Raw genomic sequence first — 25,381 nt, forward strand, 5'->3', positions numbered from 1 at the left:
AGCGGCTATGGCTCAGCAGTCTAAAAATAGCGGCCTACTTCAGACCATTCCTTGATCAAATCTTGATAATTCACGAACGGTTTATTGAAAGTCGACGTTCAGGATTGCGTCCAGAGCCCACTGTCGCGGACAGATCCTATGCTGATGAGTACACCGCTGTCCAAGCGTATCCGCAACCTCGGATGCTGTTGCCTGGCTATGCTGCTGAGCCTGGTTTTTTCGGGTTGCTCATTGATTCCCGAGTATCAGCGCCCGGCCTTGCCGGTTCCTGCAGACCAGTTGTCTGCTGTCGTCCCGGCCGGTGATGCGTCCATTGCCATCGCGCTGACTGCGGACGAAGAAGCGCTGGCTGCCGAGCTGTCGCCAAAGGGTGAATTGCGGGTTCTGCTGCAATCAGCCCTGACGTTCAATCGCGATTTTCGCGTGGCGGTGCTGAGAGTGGATGAAGCCAGGGCGATGCGAGGCATAACCCGTGCCGATCGTTTCCCGACGATTGCCGCAGGCGTCCAGCGTAACCGCCAGCACTTCGATAATGCGGCTGCCGATGAGCGTTATTGTCAGGACATTTCCATAGCATCGGTGGGCGTCTCGGACTTTGAGCTGGATTTTTTTGGGCGCGTGCGCAGCCTGTCCGAGGCCGCGCGGCATGATTATCTGGCCAGCACGTATGGCCAGCAGGCGGCGCGCAGTGCGCTGGTTGCCGAAGTGGCTCGCGCCTGGCTGGCCGAGCGTCTGGCCGCCGCCGTGCAGCAGGATGCGCAGACCGTTCATGATGCCCGGCTGATGCTGCTAAAGGCGGCCGAAGAGCAGCAGCGCCAGGGTGCCATTTCACTCGACGATCTGATGGCGCAGCGCCTTGATACCTTGACTGCACAGCAACAGGTGCAGGATGCGCTAAGCGATCACGCGAATGCTTCCCAGGCTTTGCTGCTGCTCACCGGCTACTCGGCAGTGTTGCCAGCCACCACGCCGGATACGCCGGCGCTGACCGCCGCGCTGGTCGAGACTCCGGCCTGGCTGTCGAATCTGCCTTCTCAGCGTTTGCTTGAGCGATTTGATATTCGTCAGCGCGAAGAAGCACTCAAGGCCAGCAACGCCAATATTGGTGCCGCCCGTGCTGCATTCTTTCCGTCCATAAAACTCAGTACCAGCGTAGGTCTGCAAAGCGACAGTCTGCGCACGCTGTTCAGCAATGGCAGCGGTACCTGGCTGTTCTCCCCGCAACTGAACCTGCCGTTGTTCGACGGCGGGCGTAATCAGGCCAACCTGGATCTGGCGCATGTGCGCCAGCAGATCGCGGTCGCCGAGTATGAAAAAGCCATTCAAAACGCCTTCCGTGAAATGGCCGGTGTGCTGACCCGTCGTCAGCAGGCCCTGAGCCATGTTCGCAACGAGATCGAGCGCGTCGCGCTGGTCCAGGAAAAAGTGCGCCGCCTGTCTTTCGAACTCAATGCCGGTGCTACCGAACGCACGGCATTGCTGGGCTCCACCATCCGTATCGCCGAAGCCGATGCAGCCGGTCGCAAGTCACTCGATGAGCTGCAGCAAAACCGAATCGACCTGTTTCGAGTGCTTCGCGGCGCAGAACCGACAACCCCCCCCCTCAATCCTGAATGAAACCGGAGTATCACCATGAGTCCTGAAATCGCTCGTCCTCACGTTCGTCCTGCACTGCTCAAGCCTGCGCTTGGCGTGTTGATCGCCTCTGTGGCCATGACACTGGTCGGTCAGGCCTGTGCTCAGGACAGCGCGTCCACGGCAAGCCAGTCCATTTTCGGCGACAGGTTCAACGTCAATTTCGGCCTCGGCATGGCCGTGCTGCCACGCTACATGGGGGCCGATGAATACCGCAGTCAGGTGTTGCCGATGCTCACTGTCCAGCGCGGTATCTTTTTTGCGGATACCGCACGGGGAGTGGGGCTGCAATGGCAGTCCGATTCCGGGTTCGGGGCCAGCGCAGCGCTCAACTACGATTTCGGCCGTACCGAGAAAAACAGTACAAACCGCCCTGGTTCCAATGAGCTCATAGGGATGGGCACCGTCAAGGGTGCAACGGTTGGCGACTTCATGATCTCTCAACAGCTCACGCCATGGTTGTCGGCCAGTGCCGAGGCCGAACTGCGTGTGGCCGGTGAAAAGCGTGGCAACCGTTACCGCTTGGGTTTTGAGGGCATCGCCCACCACAGCCAGACCGATACGGTGACGCTGGATATCGATGCGCATGCCGGTGACGGCCGTTACAACCAGACCTACTTCGGTGTGAGCCCGATCCAGAGTCAGCGCACCGGCTTTTCCAGATTCACGGCAGACAGCGGGATTTACGCGTACTCGGCTGCGCTCGCCTGGCAGCACACCTTTGATGCCTACTGGTCAACCGTTGCAAGCGTCGGGGTGACTCACTACACCGATCAGACCCGCGGCAGCCCGCTGGTCGAGACCGATGCTGAAGGCAGCGGTTTGATTGCCTTGAACTACGCCTTCTAAAGGGGTGAAGCCTGCCATGCGATTACATCCCGATGGGTTTCCTGATCTACAGCGATGTGTTTTACACGCTTGCAGTATCGTAATGATCGCCCTGATGGTCAGTGGGTGCAGCGATAAGCATACGGCCAGCGTCTCGGTCATCCGTGCCGTCAAGGTTGAAGCTGCACGGGCAGGAGAGGGAACCACGGTGCGCTTTATCGGCACCGTTCGGCAGCAGGAGCGCGCCAGTCTGGCGTTTGAATCGGCAGGCACCCTGACAGAGCTGCGGGTCGACATTGGCGATACCGTTGAAAAGGATCAGGTGCTCGCCAGCATTGACCTACAGCCTGCGCAACTGCGTCTGCAAGAAGCTCTGGCCAGTCTGCGTCTGGCCAGAGCGCAGGCGGTTGAACGTGAGCTTAATTATCAGCGTCAGAAGCGTCTGCTTGCGGCAGGCAGTGTCGCCCAAAGTGTGGTCGAGTCGGCCCTGGCATCCAGCGAGCAGGCCAAAGCCGAGCAGGTCCGGGCCCAGGCCGAACAGGCTCTGGCCCATCGCGAGCTGGACCGTACCCGTTTGATCGCACCCTTTGCCGGGCGAGTAGTCGCACGGCATGCACAGCCGCGTACTGTTTTGCCCGCCGGGCAAGTGGTGCTGGACATCGAATCCGCTGCAGGGCAGGAGGTGGTGGCTGCTGTTCCGCTGGCGCTTGCCGAAACCCTCAAACCTGGTGACCTGGCCAGAGCCTCAAGCACGGCAGATGGCACTTCAGGGTTTGATCTGGCACTTGAAGGCATCTCACCCCGTGCCGATGACGGGCTGGTCAGAACGGCTGTGTTTCGTGTGCTGCGACCTGCCAGTAGATTGCCCAGTGGCATCACGCTGCTGGTGCAGATGCATCCCGATACCGGCACACAGCCCTTGTCGGTCCCGGTCCAGGCGTTATGGATGGGCACCGGCAGCAACGCCGCCGAGGTCTTTGTTTACCAGCCAGGCGGAACAGTCGCCCTGCGCTCTGTTTCGCTGGGTACGGTTAAAGATGGCCGGGCGCTGATCGCCAGCGGCCTGGCTGTCGGGGAGCGAGTGGTTACTGCCGGCGCGGCTTTCCTGCAGGACGGCGAGACCGTCACCCTGTTTCAGCCTGGCACACGCTTGACCGGGGGCACGCAATGAGTCTTACCTACCGCGCAATGAGCGCGAGCCGCCTGACCCTGTTTGCGGCCTTCCTGATTTTGCTGGCCGGTGTCGCGACCTTTTTGGGGTTTCCGTCGCAGGAAGAGCCTTCGGTTACGGTTCGCGACGCACTGGTCAGCGTATCCCTGCCAGGACTCTCCACCGAGCGGACGGAAGAGCTGCTTGCCAGGCCACTCGAAGAACGCATCCGTGAACTGGCCGAGATCAAGAACATTGTCACCACGGTCCAGCCAGGCCGGGTGATTGTGCAAGTCACGGCGTATGACACCATCAAGGATCTGGGGCTGCTGTGGCAACGACTCCGGGCGAAGGTAAGCGAAACGAACGGCGTTTTCCCGGCCGGTACCCAAGGGCCCTTTGTGGACGATGATTTCGGTCGCGTGGCAGTGGCTTCCGTTGCGTTGACGGCGCCGGGTTTTACCATGAGCGAGATGCGCGCGCCGATAAAACGCCTGCGCAATCAGCTTTATGAGCTCAAGGGTGTCGATCAGGTCGAGCTGTATGGCCTGCAGGACGAGCAAATCTACCTCGACTTCGATCACCAGACCTTGGCGGCAGCCGGGCTTTCGCCGCAACAGTTGCTCCAGCAATTGCAAAACCGCAACCTGATCGCGCCGGGAGGCAACCCGGTCATCGGGCAACAGAGCACCACGCTCTCGGTCAGCGGCGAGGTGCTGTCGCTGGATCAGCTTCGTCAGTTTCCCGTGCAGTTGCCTGGCGGACAGATGGTAGCGTTGCATAACCTGACCCGAATATCGGTGAGCCCTGTCGACCAGCCGGAAACCGAAGCGATCTATCAAGGGCAGGATGCTGTGGTGCTGGCCGTTTCGATGCAGCCCGGGCTCAATATCCAGACGTTCGGTGCCGCTCTGCGCAAAAAGCTCGGTGAGCTGGAACAACAACTTTCAGCGGGTTTTACCCTGCACATCGTGACTTTTCAGTCCAGCGTGGTTCAGCACGAAATGAACAAGATGTATCACGTCATGGCCGAAACGGTCGTTATCGTGATGTGTGTGGTCATGCTGTTTCTGGGCTGGCGTACCGGCCTGGTGGTCGGGGTGATTGTGCCCCTGACCATCCTGAGTACATTGCTGGTCATGCGCTCGCTGGGGATCGAGCTGCAGACGGTGTCGATTGCCGCGATCATCCTCGCCCTCGGCTTGCTGGTGGACAATGGCATTGTCATCGCCGAGGACATCGAGCGGCGTCTGCACGCCGGGGAGGACCGACGGCGGGCCTGCGAGGAAGCCGGGCGCACGTTGATGATCCCTTTGCTGACCTCGTCACTGGTCATTGTGCTGGCGTTTTCGCCGTTCTTTCTGGGGCAGACCAGCACTAACGAATACCTGCGTTCGCTGGCGATTGTGCTCGCCACCACGCTGATCAGCTCGTGGCTGCTCAGCATCACCGTGACGCCCCTGTTATGCTTTTACTTCGCCAAGGCACCGGCAGTCTCAGGTGCGGCTGACAACGCCGATGAGTATGCATCGGTGTTCTATCGAGGCTATCGAAAAGTCATCGAGAGTCTGCTGAATAACTCCTTGATCTTCATCGCCAGCATGCTGGGATTGCTGACAGTTGCGGTCGTCGTGCTGATCCAGGTGCCTTATGACTTTCTGCCCAAGTCCGACCGCATGCAGTTCCAGATTCCGCTGGTGCTGGAACCCGGCAGCAGCTCGCGTGCCACGTCTCAGGCCGTGCGCGATATCAGTCAGTGGCTGAGCAGCGATCAGGACGTCAAACACAGCATCGGCTATGTCGCCAATGGCGGGCCGAGAATTGTTCTGGGTCTCAATCCGCCTCTGCCTGCGCCGAATATTGCCTACTTCACGGTCAGCGTGCGTGACGGTGCCAACCTCGATGCAGTCATTGAGCGAACCCGGCATTTCATCCTGACTCAGCACCCCGAAGTCGAAGCGCAGCCCAAGCGGTTTTCCATGGGCACCACCGAAGCCGGGATTGCGGTCTACCGGGTCATTGGCCCTGACGAAAAAGTGCTGCGAAATATTGCCCGCAAAATCGAGCAAGCTTTGTCGGCGTTGCCCGGAACCCTGGACGTACATGATGACTGGCGTACCCGGCTGCTGCGTTACGACGTAGTCGTCGATCAGTACAAGGCGCTGCATGCCGGTGTTTCCACTCAGGACATCGCTCAGGCCCTGCAACTGAGGAACAACGGGCTGTCTGTGTCATCGCTGCAGGATGGCGAAACGGCTGTGGCGATTGTGGCTCGTGAGCAGGGCACACCGATTACGCCTGCCAATGATCTGGACAGCACGTTGATTTACCCGGCTTCCGGGGCGGCACCGCTGATATTGTCCGCCATCGCGACGGTCGAGCCCCAGGCCGAGGCATCGACCATTCAGCGCCGCAACCTGGAGCGTGCGATTACTGTCGTCGGACACAACCCGTCGTTGACCGCCACCTCGATCATTGAGCATCTGGCACCACAGATTGCGACGCTCAACATGCCAGCGGGGTATCGCATCGAACTGGGTGGCGAAATAGAGGATTCGGCCGAAGCCAACCAGGCGCTTCTGCAATACATGCCGCACGCGCTGGTGGCTATGCTGCTGTTGTTCGTGTGGCAGTTCAATTCGTTTCGCAAGTTGCTGATCGTCATCTCCAGTGTGCCTTTTGTGCTCATCGGCGTGGCGTTGGCCCTGGTGCTCACCGGATATCCCTTCGGCTTCATGGCGACCTTTGGACTGCTGTCGCTGGCCGGCATTATTGTCAACAATGCGGTGTTATTGCTCGAACGCATCGAGGTTGAGCGCGGGCACGGGCTGTCGGTTCGTGAGGCGGTGGTCAACGCAGCGATCAAGCGGTTGCGGCCGATCGTGATGACCAAACTGACCTGCATCATCGGCTTGGTCCCACTGATGCTTTTTGCCGGCCCGCTCTGGGAGGGTATGGCGATCACGATCATGGGCGGGCTGGCGTTGGGCACACTGGTGACGCTGGGGTTGATCCCGATTCTGTATGGGCTGCTGTTTGACACGTTCGAGCGCTGGCGTACCGCGAGTTGACTCATTACGGCCGGTGTTTGTGTAAGGTATGGTCCTGAAAACCTCGACGAACCAAACACAAGGACGGAACAACATGCGCTCATTCTTCCGCTCGCCACTGGCAGCTCATCTCGCTTTGGCGCTTGCGCTGACAGCTCTGGCACCAGCGGCCATGGCCGAACCGCACAAGGCGATCCAGGCCGATGCCGAGCAAAACAAGGACGAAGCCTTGAAGCTGCTGGAGCGTCTGGTGAACATCGATTCAGGCTCCGGGTATGTACCGGGCCTGACCAAAGTCAGTGACATCGCGATTGAAGAACTGAAAAAGCTCGGTGCCACCATCGAGTTCGTTCCGAATACACCAGAGGCCAGCAATCATGTAGTCGCCACCCTGAAAGGCACCGGCAAGGCGAAGATTCTGCTGATGGCACACATGGATACCGTGTTCAAGGAAGGCTCTGCGGCCGAGCGTCCGTTTCATATCAAGGACGGTCGTGCCTATGGCCCTGGTGTGATGGATGACAAGGGCGGCATCGTTGCTGCTATCTATGCTCTGAAGGTGCTGCACAACCTGAAATTCACCGACTACGCACAGATCACAGTGTTGCTCGACGCCAGCGAAGAAACCGGTTCAGGCGTCGCTACCGAGCTGATCAAGAAAACAGCGAAAGAGCACGATGTCACGCTCAATCTGGAGCCGGGTCGTCCTGCTGATGGTCTGGTGGTGTGGCGCAAGGGTTCTGCGACGGCACTGGTCGAAGTCAAGGGCAAAGCCTCGCATGCGGGCGTTGCGCCGGAACTGGGGCGTAACGCTGCCACCGAGGTTGCGCATCAGATCCTGCAACTCGGCAAACTAGGCGACGAGGAGAAGAAAACCACCGTCAACTTCACCGTGCTCAAGGCGGGTGATCGCACCAACGTGATTCCTGATCAGGCCAGCGCCAAGGCCGACGTGCGTGCCGCAGTGCCGGAGGAGTTCGATCGCGTCGAGCAGGACCTGGCCAGGGTGTCGGCCAACAAACTGGTGCCTGACACCGAGGTCAAGACCAGTCTGGTCCGTGGCTTGCCGCCAATGCCGCAGACCCCGCAGTCCGATGCTTTGGTCGCTATGGCACAGGGCATCTACGGTGAACTGGGGCGCACCCTGACCATCGAGGGCAGCGGCGGGGCGGCTGATTCAAGTTTGTCTGCCAGCGTAGGAACGCCAACACTGGATGGTTTCGGCATCGTCGGTGGCAACATTCATACGCCTGAAGAGTACGCCGAGGTGGGCAGTGTCGCGCCACGGATCTATCTGCTGTCACGGATGATCATGAAGTTGTCCGGGCAACAGTGATTCGAAAAGCCTCCCGCGCAGGGTAATGAGAAGTGTTTTCCGCACGCTTCTCGTTCCTCGCGCTCCGCATTGGAACAATAAGCAGTTAGATTGTGTATAACGATGAGCGCAAGGCGCGGGAGGCTGTAGAGTCGATGACGCGCTTTTAAACAGATACAAGGCTGCAGAGCCCCGATAATGCATACAACGGGAGGCGGCTGGAATAGCGGTTCATTGTCGGGTATTTGCCGACACCTAGTTGTCATGACCCATCCCCGTGTTTACTCATGCGTCACATTGCAGGATTTGACCGATAACCTGCAGCCTCTTTATTTACACCTTAGCGATACAGAAAAGCTGTCGTTGCGGCTCCAGAGCCTTGGAGGGTCAGCGTGCTTTCACCTGTTTTCTTTAAACCATAGCCATTTTATCAGTGCGTCCGCGGCCTTGGCGCGAGCCGGTTTTCGCGCGCTAGCCGGATGGTATTTCTGTATATATTTAATTATGACCTTAATACCATGTCGAAAAGATAGGCTGTCCCCTGTCAAGACTAAGCACACGATCCTTTGACGTGGGCTAGAGGTCGGTACTGTCAAAATCAACTTCAAAAAAAGTTCAACAGATCGGATACAGGGTCTATACAAATATTTGACGTCACGATGATGGCGTTCTAATATTGCCCACCTTTTGATATCAATATGCTACCGCAAGGACGCGCCGTGTACCCTCATGCTCCCAGAGTGGCCCTGCTGCTCATGCTCGCCATCGCGTCTTTCCCCTTGTTTGCAGCCAGCCCTCCCGCCAGTTTGCCAGGCGAACAAGACCTTATTCGTGATCGTCAGGACCGCTTGCTCGAAGAGCAACGCCGTCGTCTTGAAGAACTCAAGGACCTGCCGGGCAAGCAAGCTGTACCCNGTATAGAGTTCAAGGGCGCTGATTCACTGTCGTCTGCCGAGCGTGATGAGCTGATTGCGCCTTATCAAGGCAAGTGTCTTGGCGTCGCCCAGCTCAACGAGTTGCTGAAAGTCATCACCGATCATTACCTTGAAAAAAGGCCTGGTGACGACTCGCGCCTATCTGCCGCAACAGGACCTGTCCACAGGCGACCTGCAAGTGCTGGTCATTGAAGGCAAGCTGGAGCATCTGCGCGGCGATGCTGCCAGCGGCCTGTCGGCGCGTGAGCTGGCCATGACCTTTCCCGGCAGGGAAGGCGAGATGGTCAACCTGCGCGAAATCGAGCAGATGGTCGATCAGCTCAACCGTCTGCCGTCCAATCAGGCGCAGATGGAGCTGACCCCCGGCCAGGTCGTCGGCGGCAGCGATGTGGTGGTCAAGAACACTCCGCAAAAACCGTGGCGGGCTAACCTGTCGCGTACCAACGAGGGGCAGCGCAGCACCGGTGAGCAGCAATGGAACGCCGGGCTTGAATGGGACAATCCGCTGGGGCTGGCCGACCAGTTCAGCCTGCGCGGCGGCCACGATGCGATCAGCGACCGGCAGAAAGCCTCGCGCAATGCCTCGCTTGCCTACAGTTTGCCCTGGGGCTGGTGGACATTCAGCTATCTGTACAACACCAGCGAATACCGCTCGGTGGCCCAGGCCTCGAACATCAACTTCAAGCAGGACGGCGACAGCCAGAACCACCAGTTCAAGGCCGAGCGGGTCGTGTACCGCGACGCGCTGAGCAAGACCTCGCTCAATGCCGGTTTGTCCTACCTGCGCACCAACAATTATGTAGAAGACAGCAAACTGGCGCTTAGCAGTAACCGCATCACCGAGGCGCAGTTCGGCATCAACCACGGTCGGCGGGTCGGTTCGGCGTTCATCAACATCGACCTGGGCATGCAGCAGGGCATCGGCGCGCTGGATGCGCAGGGCAGCCATGATCCTGGCCCGGGCCAGGCCGATGCGCGTTATCGCAAATACACCGGCACCCTCAGCTACCTGCACCCTTTTCAGCTGTGGGGCGAGAACCTGAGCTTCACCAGCCTGGCCACCGGGCAGCGCAGCGAAGATGTGTTGTTCAGCTCGCAACGTACCAGCCTGGGCGGGTCATCGTCGGTGCGCGGTTACAAGGATGAGTTTCTGTCTGGCGACAGCGGCGGTTACTGGCGTAATGAAGTACGCCTGACCCGCCCGGTCACGCTGGACTGGCTGCGCCCGGTGTTCGCCGAGTATGGCGCGGCTGCCGGTTACGACCAGGGCGTGATCCGCAACGATCGTTACAACGGCGACCAGCATGGCCGCTTGTCCAGTAACTCGTTTGAGCTGTTTACCCGATGCCAGCACGTTGCGGCCTCAGTGACCTTCGCTCGTTCCCTGGAACGTCCTGATGTGATCGAGCGCGAAGCACCGATCTATTTCCGTATGGATTTCTTCCTTTAACAACGCTGTTTTCAATCACACTGTATCGAGGTTGCCTACATGGACGTTCACCAACTGGCTCTGCTTGCTCGTCAGCCTTCTGCTGTGCTGATTGAGCGCCAGTCCTTTTGGGGAATGCCCAAACGCGGCCTCGCGCTGATCCTGGCCAATGCCCTGTTCTGGCAGCCGCTGCTGGTTCAGGCCGAAGGCATCGTGGTCAGTGGCACGAATACCAGCCTGAATCAGGCCGGCAATGGCGTACCTATCATCAATATTGCCACGCCCAATGCCAGCGGCCTGTCGCACAACCAGTTCCAGCAGTACAACGTCGACAGCCAAGGCGTCATCCTCAACAACTCCACGAATCAGACCCAGAGCACCCAACTGGGCGGAATTATCGTTGGCAACTCCAACCTGCGCGGCACGGCCGCTACCACCATTCTTAACGAAGTGGTCGGGGCCAACGCCAGCCAGCTCAGGGGCTACACGGAAGTGGCCGGGCAAGCGGCGCGGGTCATTGTCGCCAACCCGTATGGCATCAGTTGCAACGGCTGCGGTTTCATCAATACCCCGCAGGTCACGCTGACCACCGGTAAACCGGTGCTGGATGCCAACGGGCAGTTGCAGCGTTTCAATGTGCAAGGCGGCAGCATATCCATCGATGGCGTGGGGCTGAACGCAGACAACGTCGACCAGTTCGACATCATCACCCGCAGCGCGAAGATTAATGCCGAGCTGCACGCCAAGCGCCTCAACATCATTGCCGGTCGTAACGATGTCGATGCGCAGACCCTCAATCCCACAGCCCTGCCTGATGACAGCAGTGCCAAACCGGAACTGGCCGTCGACAGCTCGGCGCTGGGCGGTATGTATGCGGGCGCGATCCGTCTGGTGGGCACCGAGGCAGGCGTCGGGGTCAGGCTTGCGGGAAATCTTGCGGCCAGTGGCGGCGATATCCAGATTGATGCCAACGGCCATTTGAGCATGACGCAGACCGCAGCAAGCGGCGCTGTCACGGCCAGGGCCAACAGTGCCGAAGTCAACGGCCCGGTCTATGCGGGGTCGTCATTGACCATGAGCACCGCGGGCGATCTCACCACCCGGCAGAACGTCGCCGCACGCGATGCGCTGAGCCTTTCCGCAGGCGGACAACTCAACAACTCGGCGGTGATCGAGGCGGGCGTCAATGCCGACAACAGCCGCAATGGTTCGGGTGATGTAACGCTGTCTGCCAACGGGTTGACCAACAGCGGCAGCATCACCGCCAGTCGCGCCTTGCAGGCCACCATTACCCAGACCCTGAACAACCAGGGTGCCACACTGAACGGGCAGTCCGGCACACGCATCGTGGCCACAACCGTCGACAATCGTCAGTCAGGCCGGATTCTGAGCCAGGGCGGCACTGTCGACCTCAATGCGTCTCAGGTGCTCAATAGTCAGAGCGGGCTGATCAGCAGTAATGGCACGATGACCATTACCGCCGCTTCGCTGGACAACAGCCAGCAGGGAAAACTGTCCAGTAGCAGCGGCTTGTCTGCCCGTATTTCCGGGCAACTGCTCAACCAGCTGGGGCTTATCAGCGCCAATGGCGATCTGCTGCTCAACGCGGCAAGCGTGGACAACCGCAACGCAGAAATCTCCAGCCTTGGCAGCCTGACCTCGACCGTCAGCCAGTTCGACAACCGCGAAAAAGGCCGTCTGCTGGCCAATGGCGCGTTACAGCTGACGTCCGACCACCTGAACAACCAGAACGGCTCGGTGGCAGGGCAGCAGGGCGTACAGCTGAACCTGGGGCAACTGACCAATACCGGCACCGGCAGCGTTTACGGCAAAAACAGTCTGAACCTGGCTGTCAGCGGCGCGTTGAACAATGACCAGGGCACACTGCGCAGCGACGGCACCCTGGATATGCGTGCGGCGTCCCTGAGCAATAACACCGGCAGCGTGACCAGTGCCAGCACGGCGTCAGTCAGCACGAGCGGTGCGGTGGTCAACCGCGGCGGGCAGATCCTAAGCGATTCAACCCTGACGCTGACCAGCGCCAGCCTGGACAACAGCCAGAGCGGGCGTATCGCCAGTAATGGTCTGGCACTCACCACCGGTACCTTCGATAACCATCAGGACGGTCGCCTGACCAGTACCGGCGCACTCCAGTTGAATGCAGGGCTGGTCAACAACAGCGATGCCGGTCGCATTGCTAGCGCCATGGCACTCACCGCTGTGGTCACCGGCCTGAATCAGACCAACGACGGTCGTCTGTATGGCAACAGTGATGTCAGCCTCGACCTGAGCAACGGCCTGTTGACTAACCAGGGCGGCCTGATCAATGCGCCGGGCCAGTTACTGCTGAAAAACCTGAACGTGGTCAACAACCAGAGCGGCAAGATATCCAGCGCCAACGGTTTCACGCTGGCGGCTACTTCGCTGGACAATACCGACGGTTCACTGCTCAGCGACAAGGCACTCGTTGTAAGCATCAACAAGCTGCTGACCAACCTTCGAGGTCTGGTTTCTGCGACCGGTATTGATCTGACGGCCGGATCACTGAACAACCGCAACGGCGAAACTTCCAGCCTTGGCAGCCTGACGGCTTCCGTCGGGCAGTTCGATAACCGTGAAAAAGGTCGTCTGCTGGCCAACGGCGCGCTGCTGTTGACTGCGGATGGCTTGAATAACCTGAACGGGGTTGTTTCCGGTCAGCAAGGCGTGCGGTTGAATCTGGGGCAGATGAACAATACCGGCGGTGGCAGCGTTTACGCTAAAGATGCCCTGAATCTGACGCTGGGCGGTGTGTTGGTAAATGATCAGGGCGTGGTGCGCAGTGATAGCACTATGGACCTTAAAGCAGCGGGTCTGGCCAACACTAATGGCAGCGTGACCAGTGCTGGAACAGGCGTGCTCAACTTCAACGGCGCGGTTGCCAATCAGGGCGGGCAGATAGTCAGTGATGCACAGCTGACGCTTACCAGTGGCAGCCTCGACAACAGTCAGCGCGGGCGTATTGCCGGTAACGGTGTGGTGCTGAGCACCGGTGCGTTCAGTAACCAGCAGAGCGGGAGTCTATCCAGCACTGGGGCCATGCGCCTGACGGCAGGGCAGGTCGACAACAGCGCTGCAGGTCGTATCGCCAGCGCCATGGCCCTGACTGCTGTGGTGACTGGTCTGAATCAAACCAGCGATGGCCGTCTGTATAGCAACAGCGATGTCAGCCTGGACATGAGCAACGGTCTGCTCAACAACCAGAGCGGGCAGATATCCGCTCCCGGTCAGTTGCTGCTGAAAAACCTGAACGTGGTCAACAACCAGAGCGGCAAGATATCAAGCGCCAACGGCTTCACGCTGGCGGCCACTTCGCTGGATAACACTGATGGCTCGCTGATCAGTGATAAAGCGTTGATCGTGCGTATCGCTCAGCTGCTGACCAACCTGCGCGGGCAAATCTCCGCCAACGGCGTCACCCTGAGCGCAGCAGCGTTGGATAACCGCAACGCCGAACTGTCCAGCCTGGGCAGCCTGACGGCCACCATAGGCCAGTTCGATAATCGCGAAAAAGGTCGCCTGCTGGCCAATGGCGCGCTGCTATTGACCGCGGGCGGCTTGAATAACCTGAACGGGATCGTTTCCGGGCAGCAGAGCGTGCAACTGAACCTGGGCCAACTGAACAATACTGGTGGGGGCAGCGTTTTTGCCAAAAGCAGTCTTGGTCTGACCGTCAGCGGGACACTGAAGAATGATCAGGGTGTGCTGCGCAGCGACGGTTCACTGACCGGGAGTGCAGCCTCGCTGGCCAACAGCGCGGGCAGCATCAGCAGCGCCGGGGTCGCATCGATCAGTATCAATGACGGCGTCGTCAACCAGGGCGGACAGATCCTCAGTGATGCACAACTGACGCTTGTCAGCGGCAGTCTCGATAACAGTCAGAGCGGGCGTATTGCCGGTAATGGTCTGACACTCACCACTGGCGCGTTCGATAACCATCAGGACGGTCGCCTGACCAGTACCGGCGCACTCCAGCTGAATGCCGGGCTGGTCAATAACAGCGATGCCGGTCGTATCGCCAGCGCCATGGCGCTGAGCGCTGTGGTCACCGGCCTGAATCAGACCAACGATGGCCGTCTGTATGGCAACAGCGATGTCAGCCTCGACCTGAGCAACGGCCTGCTGACTAACCAGGGCGGCCTGATCAATGCGCCGGGTCAGTTGCTGCTGAAAAACCTGAACGTGGTCAACAACCAAGGCGGTGAGATATCCAGTGCCAACGGTTTTACACTGGCAGCCAACTCGCTGGATAACACGGACGGCTCGCTGCTCAGCGACAACGCTCTCGTTGTGCGCATCGATCAGTTGCAGACCAACCTGCGCGGCAAGATTTCCGCCAATGGCCTCAATCTGAGTGCTGCAACGCTGGACAACCGCAGCGCGGAAATTTCTAGTCTGAGCACCCTGACTGCCAACATCGGCCAGTTCGACAACAGCGCGAAAGGGCGTCTGCTGGCCAACGGCACAATGCTGCTGACAGCCGATAACCTGAATAACCAGAACGGCGTGGTTTCCGGACAGCAGGGCGTCCAGCTGAATCTGGGACAGCTGAACAACTCCGGCGCTGGCAGTGTTTATGCGAAAAACACACTGGGTCTGACGCTGACCGGTGCACTGAATAACGATCAGGGCGTACTGCGCAGCGACGGCACCCTGGATGTGCGTGCGGCGTCCCTGAGCAACAACACCGGCAGCGTGACCAGTACCGGCACGGTGTCAGTCAGCACGAGCGGTGCGGTGGTCAACCGCGGCGGGCAGATCATCAGCGATGCAGGCCTGACGTTTTCCAGCGGCAGCCTGGATAACAGCCTGAGTGGTCGTATCGCCGGCAATGGCGTGGTGCTCACCACTGGCACCTTCGACAACCATCAGGATGGCCGCCTGACCAGTACCGGCGCACTCCAGCTGAATGCCGGGCTGGTCAACAACAGTGACGCCGGTCGTATTGCCAGCGCCATGGCCCTGACCGCAGTGGTCACCGGCCTGAACCAGACCAACGATGGCCGGTTGTACGGCAACAGCGACGTCAGCCTGGACCTGAGTAACGGCGTGCTGACCAACCAAGGCGGTTTGATCAATGCGCCGGGGCGGTTGCTGCTGAAAAACCTCACGGCGGTCAACAACCGGAACGGCGAAATTTCCAGTGCCAATGGCTTCACGCTGGCCGCGACCACGCTGGATAACACCGAAGGTTCGGTGATCAGCGACAAAGCCTTGATCGTGCGTGTCGCCCAGTTGCTGACCAACCTGCGCGGCCTGATTTCTGCCACCGGTGTCGAGCTGAGTGCCGCGACGCTGGACAACCGCAAAGCGGAGCTCTCCAGCCTTGGAGAGCTGACCGCAACCGTCGGCCAGTTCGATAACAGTGGCAAGGGCCGTTTGCTGGCCAATGGTGCGTTGCTGCTCAATGCCGACAGCCTGAACAACCAGAGCGCTGGTGCCGTTTCCGGCCAGCAGAGCGTGCAGTTGAACGTCGGGCAACTGATCAACACGGGCGGTGGCAGCGTCTACGCCAAAAACAGTCTGGGTCTGAAAGACACGGGCGTCCTCAGCAACGATCAAGGGATATTGCGCAGCGATGGCACGCTGGCGTTGAGCGCCGCTTCTCTGGGCAATACTGCCGGTAGTATCACCAGCTCCGGCAACTCGTCCCTGACGGTCGATGGTGCCGTGGTGAACCGTGGCGGGCAGATCCTGAGTGATGCAACCCTGACGCTGACCAGCGCCAGCCTGGACAACAGCCAGAACGGGCGTATCGCCGGCAAGGGCGTGAAGCTCGTCACCGGTGCCTTTGACAACCAGCAAGGCGGCCGCCTGACCAGTACCGGAACCCTCCAGCTCGATGCCGGTCTGGTCAATAACAGTGACGCCGGTCGTATCGCCAGCGCCATGGCCCTGACGGCCGTGGTCACCGGCCTGAATCAGACCAACGATGGCCGTCTGTACAGCAACAGTGACGTCAGTCTAGATTTGAGCAATGGCGTACTGAATAACGACGGCGGTCTGATTACCGCGCCGAGCCAGTTGCTGCTGAAAAATCTCAATGCAGTCAGCAACCGCAGCGGTGAAATTTCCAGCGCCAACGGCTTCACCCTGGCTGCGACGTCGCTGGACAACACCGCTGGCTCGGTGCTCAGCGACAAAGCGCTCATTGTGCGTGTTGATCAACTGCTGACCAACCTGCGCGGTCTGGTGTCTGGCAACGGTATCGATCTGACGGCCAATGAGCTGAATAACAACAGTGGCAGCCTGAGCAGCGATGCCGACCTGCTGGTAAACGTCACTGGCAAGCTGTCGAGCCGCAGCGGTGAGCTGACCAGCGCCGGTAACACGACCCTGAATGCGCTGAGCCTCGATAATGCCGCTGGCCAGGTCATGGCTGACCGGTTCCTGAAACTGGTGATCACTGAAACCATCGACAATCAGGCCGGAACGCTTGGCGCAGAGCAGGGTATCGACATCGGTGCTGCGAGTCTGGACAACCGCCAGTCCGGTGCACTGGTCACAGATGGCCAACTGACTCTGAAACTGACCGGCGCACTGGACAATCGCGCGGGTGGCAGCCTGCAAGCCAAGGGCTTGATGGACCTGTCGAGCAAGACGCTGGACAACCGCGGCGGCCGTATTGCCGCGCAGAACCTGCTGATCGTGCATAGCGACAGCGTGGACAACCGTGGCGGTTCGATTCGTGCCGAGAAAGGCCTGCAGCTGTTCGTCGATGCCCTCGACAATAGCCAGACCGGCCTGAGCACCACGCAAAAAGGCCTGATCAACAGCAATGCCGGTCTTGAACTGGTCGGCACGCATCTGGATAACCAGAACGGTCTGCTCAACGCTGCTGGCCTGATGCAGTTGCAGGTCGACAGCGCTCTCAACGACAAAGGTCGTATCGCCAGTCAGGCCGACATGGTCGCCAACATCGCCAATCTGACCCAGCAGGGTGGCGAACTGGTTGCGCAGGGCAATCTGACCCTGACCGGCAAAACCCTCGACAATCAGTCGGGCGGCCTGGTGGGCTCTACAAAAGCGCTGAAAATCGATGTTACCGACATCGACAACAAGGCTGGTGAACTGTCCAGCCAGATCGGTGTGGACATCATTGGTCAGACGCTCGACAACAGCAACGGCGGCAAGGTCCTGGCAGGCACTGCGCTTGGGCTGACCGTGGCGCGCGTGATCAACCTGAATAAAGGCCTGTTGTTCGGTAACACCCTGCGTCTCGACGGTACCCGCCTGGATAACGCAGGCGGTACGCTGGCCAGCCAGAAGGACATGAACATTGATGTGTCCGGTGCGCTGGACAACAGCGCTGGTCTGCTCAGCAGTGAAGCGGCGTTGACGATCAATGCCGCCTCGCTGCAAAACGCAGCAGGCAGCCTGTCCAGTGCCGATGCCTTGAGCGTCACCACCACCGGCGCTCTGGAGAACCAGGCGGGCTCCGTTACTACCGACGCCACGCTGACACTGACCAGCGCCAGCCTGAACAACAGTCAGGCGGGCAAACTGGCTGGCAAGGGCACCACGCAGGTCACCACCGGCACGTTCGACAACAGCCAGGGCGGTCGCCTGACCAGCAGCGATACCCTGCGATTGACGGCAGGCAAGGTCATCAACCAGAGCGCCGGACGTATTGCCAGTGCGCTGGCGTTGACGGCCAGCGTCACCAGCCTCGATCAGCAGGGTGGTGAGCTGTTCAGCAACACCTCGCTGAGCCTCGACCTGAACAACGGCCAGTTGAACAATCAGGGCGGTTTGATCAACGCCCCCGACGTGTTGCTGCTGAAGAATCTTAACGGCGTGGCCAACCAGAACGGCGAAATCTCCAGCGCAAAGGCCTTTACCCTGAACGCCAACAGTCTCGATAACAGTGGCGGCAAACTGCTCAGCAGTCAGGCCCTGACGCTGATCGTGAACAAGGCCCTGAGCAACATCAAAGGTACGATTTCCGCCGCCGCGTTGAACACTCGCAGCGACAGCCTGGACAACACCGAAGGCTTGATCAGCAGCCGCGCAGCTCTGGACCTGACGGTCAATACCGCCCTGACCAACGTCAAGGGCACGCTGATTGGCGACGGCGATGTGACGCTGAGTGCCGCGACAGCAGACAACGGTCTCGGCCAGATCGCCAGCAAACAGAACCTCAACGCACAGATCGGCAGCCTTCGGCAACTGGGCGGCCAGATGCTTGCCCAAGGCACACTGACCTTGCGCGGCGACGCGCTGGACAACCGTCAGAACGGTTTCATCGGCGCAACCCAAGCCCTCGATATCAATGTCACCGACATCGATAACCGCGGCGGTGAACTGTCCAGTCAGGACGTGATTACCCTGACCGGCCTGGCACAGAAAGCCCTGACGCTGAACGTTGCGCAGATCACCAACCGAACGAATGGTCTGCTCTCCAGACAAGGCGGCTTGACGCTGGTCGGCAGCACGCTGGACAACACCGGTGGCGCGCTAAGCGCCCTCAAGGCCCTCAGTATCGACCTGTCTGCAACGCTCGATAACACTCAAGGCCTGATCAGCAACGAAGACGTCCTGACGTTGAAGGCCGCCAGCCTGACCAACACCGCAGGCAGCGTCTCCAGCGCTGGAAAACTGACCCTCGACAGCACCGGAGCAATCAGCAACCAGGGCGGCAAGCTGTTGACCGATGGTGCGCTGGACCTGAAAAGTGCCAGTCTTGATAACAGCCAGAAAGGCAATATCAGCGGCAAAGGCCTGCTGACCCTCAAGACCGGGAATTTCGACAACAGCCATAACGGTCGCGTCAGCAGCAGCGATCGTCTGGACCTGACGACCGCGCAACTGACCAACAGCGATGGCGGCAGCATCGGCAGCAGCCAGGCACTGACCGCCAGTGTCAGCCGCCTGAGTCAGCAGGGCGGTAGCCTGTTCAGCAACACCTCCTTGAGCCTGGACCTGAACAACGGCCAGCTGGACAACCAGGGCGGTTTGATCAACGCGCCGGGCGCACTGCTGCTGAAAAACGTCAACGAGGTTCTGAACCAGAACGGCGAAATCTCCAGCGCTCAGGCGTTCACCGTCAACGCGCAACAACTCGATAACAGCGGCGGCAAACTGCTCAGCAACCAATTGCTGACCCTGCGCATCGCCCGTGCGCTGACCAACGTCAAAGGCATGATCGCCGCAGCCGGTGTCGACGCCACCGCCAATACCCTCGATAACACAGGCGGTACGCTGACCAGCCGCAACAATCTGGACCTGACGGTTACCGGCCTGCTCACCAACCGCGACAAAGGTCTGATCAACGCTGCTCAGGCGCTCAAGGTGGGCGCGGCCAGCCTCGATAACCAGAATGGCCAGGTGCTGGGCGGCACCAGCCTGATCCTCAACGCCACATCGATCAACAACACCGCCAAAGGCCTGATCAACAGCACCGGCACCCAGAACCTGACGGCGGGCAGCCTGGATGCCGGCAACGGCGGCGAAGTGTCGGCCACGCGCGACATGACCCTGGTACTCAATGCACTGTCGCTCAATGGCGGACGCGTGATGGGCGACGCCGGGTTGTCCATCGACATGCAAGGCAACGACCTCAACAACCTCGGCGGCTTGATTACGGCAGACGGTTCGCTGGCCCTTAACCGCATTCGCGACCTGAATAACCAGTCTGGCGAGGTCTCCAGCGCAGAGAGTTTCAGGTTCGATGGCCGCACCCTCAACAACAGTAGCGGCAAGCTGATCAGCAGCAACGTGCTGACAGTCAACGCGACCAACCTGCTCAACCAGAACGGTCTGATATCCGGCTGGCAGGGTCTGAACGTTTCCGGCAACCGCCTCGATAACCGTACCAACGGCACCTTGTCCAGCCGTAACGGCAACCTTGTTACAACCCTGACCGGTGAATTGCTCAACGGCGGCAACGGTGCGTTGGTCAGCCAGAACACACTGAGCGTAACCGCTGACAGCCTCGACAACAGCGGCGGCATCCTCTCCAGCGGAACCGGCCAGACCCTGACCGTCGCGGGCCTGCTGAACAACAGCCAGAACGGCCTGATTGACAGTGGTGCAGGGCTGACCATCAAAGCCAATGCCCTTAACAACGCGGCCGGTAACCTGACGGCCCAGCAGGGTTTCAGCTTCGAAGGCAGCAGCCTCGATAACAGCGCCGGTAACCTGAGCAGCAAGGCCGATATGACACTCGACCTGCTGGGCAGCCTGACCAACACCAGCGGCAAGCTGGCCAGCGGCGGTAACCTGTTGTTGCGGCGCAGCGCGGCGATCAACAACCAGGCCGGGCAACTGATCAGCCAGAGCCTGATGACCCTCAATACGTCCGGGCAACTGGACAACCGTAACCGCGGCACTGTTGCTGCCAACAACACACTGACAGTCGTCGCGGGTGGCAGTGTCCTCAACGATTCTGATGGCTTGATCTATAGCCAGAGCGCCGATGCGCATTTGAATGCAGCGAGCCTCTCCAACGTTCGTGGCGCGGTCCAGAGCGTCGGCGCACTGGTTGTCGATGTCGCTGATACCGTCGACAACCAGAACGGCCGGATCATCGCCCAGGGCGGCGACCTGAACCTGACCGGTGCCAACCTCTACAGTCAGGGCGGAGTGCTGTCCAGCCTGCAAGGTCTGTTCACCGCGAAACTGGCCGGCGTGCTGAAAAATGGCTATGACGCCAATCGCCAGGGCGGTGTCATTCAGGCGCAACGCCTCAACCTGACCGCGCTGGGCGGCTTCGACAACTACGGCGGGCGAGTCTCCGCACGCGGCGGCGAAGCGCTGATCACCACCCCCGGCTTCGACAACCGCAACGGCGGCCTGTACGCCAAAGGCCTGGTGCGGGTCAGCGGTGGCAACTTCGACAACAGCGGCGACAACGACGGCCAGATCGCTGGCGGCCAGGTCGAGCTGAACCTGAGCGGGGCGCTGAACAACCGCTTCGGCATCATCGAAAGTGACAGCACCCTAGCCGTGACCGCTGCCAGTCTGGACAACCAGACCGGACAACTGCGTGCGCTGGGCGGTGGCGGCGCCACGAACTTCCAGATCGGCAACCTGTTCGACAACCAAAACGGCACCCTGGAAAGCGCCAACAGCGACCTGACTCTCAACGCTGGCAACTTCCTCAATGGTGGCGGTTCGCTGCTGCATACGGGTAATGGCACGTTTGATATTTCTACGGCCAACGTCACCAATGCTGGCGGCAGCGTCGTTACCCGTGGTGGTTTGACACTCAGTGCTGACAGCTGGACCAACAGCAGCGTGATTCAGGCCGGGCGATTGACGGTGAATGTCGGAACCTTGAATCAGACGGCGGGCGGGCAGTTGCTGGCGTCGAATTCGTTTAGTGGGAGTGGCGGGAACTGGACGAATGATGGGTTGATTGCGAGTGATGGCGGGGTAGACATACGTATTGGCGGGACGTTTACCGGTAGTGGTAGGACTTCTAGTGTCGGTGGTATGTATCTGTCTGCTGGACAACTGAATCTGAACGGCGCCTCGAGCATCACGAGTGGTGGTAACAGCGAAATCAATATTGGTGGCCAACTTGCAAATAGCGGACGCCTGACCTCAGCAGGCGATTTAGTCGTGAATGCTGGTGGCATTGCCAACTACGGAACCCTGGGCGCTGCGCAAAACCTGACGCTTGCAACGCCGTCCCTCACTAATGATCGAGGTTTGATTTTTAGCGGCGGCGATACAACGCTGAGTGTTAATAGCTTTACCAACCAGAACGGTGACCTTTACAGTCAGCGAGCGCTATTTAGCAAAGGCTATGGTGGCGGAACTCAGGCTAATGATGTTTCGAATATATCCGGGTCAATAGAAAGTGGCGGGACCCTCACCATCAATTCAGGAAGCTTTACTAACCGTACCTCTGACGCAGGTGGCGCTCAAGGGTTTGCTGTAGGTCGTACGCTGGTTTCCGGATTTATCGCCGTACTTTGTAATGATTGCAGTGGCGATCATTACAATGTTGATTACATCGCTAGAGAGTTTTACGAGGGTGGGCAGGATAACGACACCTCAGCCTCCTCTCTGCTGACCGCTGGAGGCGATTTCGTTTTCAGAGGCGGTGATTTCCTCAACAGTAAAAGCACCATCAGCGCGACGGGAAACATCGACATTCAGGCCAATAGTGTCAAAAACCTGGGTGCTGTCAGTGGCAGTATCGAGCGCACACGTACCTATAATTCCGGCAGGGTAACGGACGGTACGGTCAACCGGTTCATGCCTCAGGTAGTTGCTTACAATCAGCGCAACAACCCTGATTTCCCCTATGTTTATTATGTTGATGCGGCTGGTGGCTTGAGCCTGGGCATTGCCTCGTCCGTGACGACACGTGAGCCAGGGCGTGATGGTGGCACGATTAAAACGGTGGTGGTCAAAGACAAGTCGACCGGAAAGGCAGTTACCAATACGCTCACCGGTTATGGCTACGGTGGGACCAGCCCGCAGTCTCAATATGACCGTAACAATCTAGTACAACTGCCTGCAGGTTTGGAAAGCTACGCACTTATCAGTGACGTTGAAGTCGCAAAAGATGGCAGCGGTAACGGCGGACGCAGTGCAGTCATTCAAGCGGGCGGAAATGTATCCATTAATGCCAAGCAGGATCTGCAAAACAGTGTCATTCACCAAGACTATGCAGGCAGCGCAGGCACCAGCAAGGTTCAGGACACGCGTACCTCCGGCACTGGCGCCACAGTTATCAGGATCAATGCCCAGCTCCCCCCCGACCTGGCCCAACAACAAGTCAACCCTTTAAGCCTGCCAGGCTTCAGTCTGCCCACCGGCCAGAACGGTCTATTCCGGCTGAGCGGCCAGACCGGCACCGCAGCCGCTGTCGCCCAACCCGTCGGCCTGCCACAAAGCTGGACCATGGGCGGCGCGGCCGTATCCGTCGCGCAACGCGAGCATACCGTTTCCGATGCGCAGGCAAGCACCATCCAGATCGGCTCGGTAGGCCAGATATCCAACGCCACCCGCCAGCTTGCTTCGGTGATACGACAAGGTGCTGGTGTGAGCGCCAACGCATCTTCCTTCGACGCCAGCGTACCAGGTGCAGCACCCATAGGCGGATTTGTACTACCGGGCCACTCCTCTGACTCAGCAGGTGTCACCAGCGTCGACAGCGTGACGGGCATTGCAACTGGCAATCAGGGTAGCGGCGCTTTGCTGCCTGTTCAGAACGCTGGCTCGACATCTGGCATTCCGCTCATCACTGCCGTTTCTTCCGGCAGCTCGGCTGCTCAGAATGCCGGAATGGTGCAAGGCGCTCAGGTCAACAAGGCCGGTCAGGTTGTAAATGGGGCTCAGGGCAACCTGCTCAGTGCGGTCAATCAGGCTCCAACAGGTGCCCAGTCAGGCGCGACTGCCGCCGTTACCCAGGTTGTCGTAAATACTCAAGGTGGTCCGGTTATTGCCGCTGTTCGCGACCCTGTCGCTGCTCAGGTCAGCCCCGTCACCGCCGCTGTTTCAAGCACGGTGGTTACGCAGAATATCCCTGTTAGCGGCTCCAGTATTCAGTCCGCCATAGTGGCGCAAGCCAGTGCGATCACGCCGGTCGTGTCTGCCGCAGCACAAACCGTTACCCGAGTGCAGGGCCTGCCCAGCAGTTCGTTTGTTTCCAAACCGCAAAAATACCTGATCGAAACCAACCCGGTCCGCACCGAACTCAAGCAGTTCATGAGCTCGGACTACCTGTTGGCCGGTCTGGGCTACGACCCGGAAGTCAGCGCCAAGCGCTTGGGCGACGGCTTGTATGAACAGCGCCTCGTTCAGCAGGCAGTCGTGGCCCGCACTGGTCAGGCCTTCATCGATGGGCAAACCTCCAACGAGGCGCAGTTCAAGTACCTGATGAACAACGCCATCGCCAGCAAGCAGCAACTGAACCTGGCTGTCGGCGTATCGCTGAGTTCACAACAGGTCGCAGCGCTGACCCACGACATCGTCTGGCTCGAAGAGCACGAGGTGAATGGCGAGAAAGTGCTGGTGCCGGTGCTGTACCTGGCCCAGGCCGACAATCGCCTTGGCCCGACCGGCGCATTGATTGCCGGTAACGATGTCTCACTGATCGCTGGGCAAAACCTCGACAACGTTGGCACCTTGCATGCGGCCAATAACCTGTCAGCGGTTGCCGGTAACAGTCTGGTCAACGCCGGCCTGATAGAAGCCGGCAACCGGCTCGATCTGCTCGCGGGCAATGACCTGATCAACACCGCTGGCGGCATCATCAAAGGTCGCGATGTTTCACTGACCGCGATCAACGGCGACGTGATCAACGAACGCAGCATCACCTCGATGGACAACAGTGTGCTCGGTCAGCGCCACAACGAGTTCGCCGACAGTGCCGCGCGCATCGAAGCCGCCAACGACATGAGCATTTCGGCAGGCCGCGACGTCATCAACAAAGGCAGCGTGCTGGAAAGCGGTCGTGACATGACTATCCAGGCCGGACGCGACGTCACTATCGCCCCGACCGAAGTCACCAACAGCCTGTTCAGTGACAGCAAACACAACAGCAGCGACATCACCCAACTGGGTTCCACTGCCAGTTCCGGACGCGACCTGACCGTTCAGGCCGGACGCGACATCTCCGTCATCGCCAGCCAGATCGACGCCAAACGCGACATCGCCATGGCCGCGACCGAAAACCTCACCATCAGCTCCGCGGCGGACGAAGAACACTCCCTGTCGAAAAGCAAAAAACTGACCCGCCAGGAAGACCACGTCAGCCAAATCTCCTCCGATATTGATGCCGGGGGCAGTGTTGCCTTACAGGCTGGCCAGAACCTCTCCGTGATTTCTAGCCGTATTACGGCCGGTAAAGAGGCGTATCTGGTAGCCGGTGAGAATCTGGATATTTTGGCTGCGCAGGACAGTGATTATTCGCTGTATGACAAAAAGAAGAAGGGGAGTTTTGGGGCGAAGAAAACCAAGCGTGACGAAATCACTGATGTGAACCGCCCCGGGTTTCTCGGAGACCCTTTTGTTTGAGTCATGCCACCTGGGCAGACTCGG

The 25,381-nt window shown here is 59.4% G+C and carries 6 protein-coding genes and 1 pseudogene; all 7 read left to right on the forward strand.

The features are described from left to right. Positions 1-138 precede the first annotated feature (138 nt). On the forward strand, positions 139-1,617 hold the full coding sequence (locus AO277_RS24565; protein WP_044319040.1) for an efflux transporter outer membrane subunit: 1,479 nt from the start codon (positions 139-141) through the stop codon (positions 1,615-1,617). A gap of 15 nt (positions 1,618-1,632) precedes the next feature. Continuing rightward, positions 1,633-2,484: a MipA/OmpV family protein gene (locus AO277_RS24570; RefSeq protein WP_044319039.1), complete on the forward strand. Its 852-nt coding sequence runs from the start codon at positions 1,633-1,635 to the stop codon at positions 2,482-2,484. Positions 2,485-2,566: 82 nt separating this feature from the next. Then, positions 2,567-3,634: an efflux RND transporter periplasmic adaptor subunit gene (locus AO277_RS24575; RefSeq protein ID WP_044319038.1), complete on the forward strand. Its 1,068-nt coding sequence runs from the start codon at positions 2,567-2,569 to the stop codon at positions 3,632-3,634. Beyond that, entirely contained in the window at positions 3,631-6,684 is a 3,054-nt protein-coding gene (locus AO277_RS24580; protein WP_044319037.1) for an efflux RND transporter permease subunit, read from the forward strand. The genes AO277_RS24575 and AO277_RS24580 overlap by 4 nt, the downstream gene beginning before the upstream one ends. Before the next feature lie 73 nt (positions 6,685-6,757). Then, a complete protein-coding gene (locus AO277_RS24585; protein ID WP_044319036.1) occupies positions 6,758-7,999 on the forward strand; it encodes a M20/M25/M40 family metallo-hydrolase in 1,242 nt (413 codons plus the stop codon). A 698-nt stretch (positions 8,000-8,697) separates the two neighbouring features. Continuing rightward, positions 8,698-10,363: pseudogene (locus AO277_RS24590) on the forward strand (ShlB/FhaC/HecB family hemolysin secretion/activation protein). Positions 10,364-10,402: 39 nt separating this feature from the next. Continuing rightward, a complete protein-coding gene (locus AO277_RS24595; protein ID WP_236691248.1) occupies positions 10,403-25,357 on the forward strand; it encodes a two-partner secretion domain-containing protein in 14,955 nt (4,984 codons plus the stop codon). Positions 25,358-25,381 lie beyond the last annotated feature (24 nt).

It is taken from the genome of Pseudomonas amygdali, from assembly GCF_002699855.1.
GTDB classification, from domain to species: Bacteria; Pseudomonadota; Gammaproteobacteria; order Pseudomonadales; family Pseudomonadaceae; genus Aquipseudomonas; species Aquipseudomonas amygdali.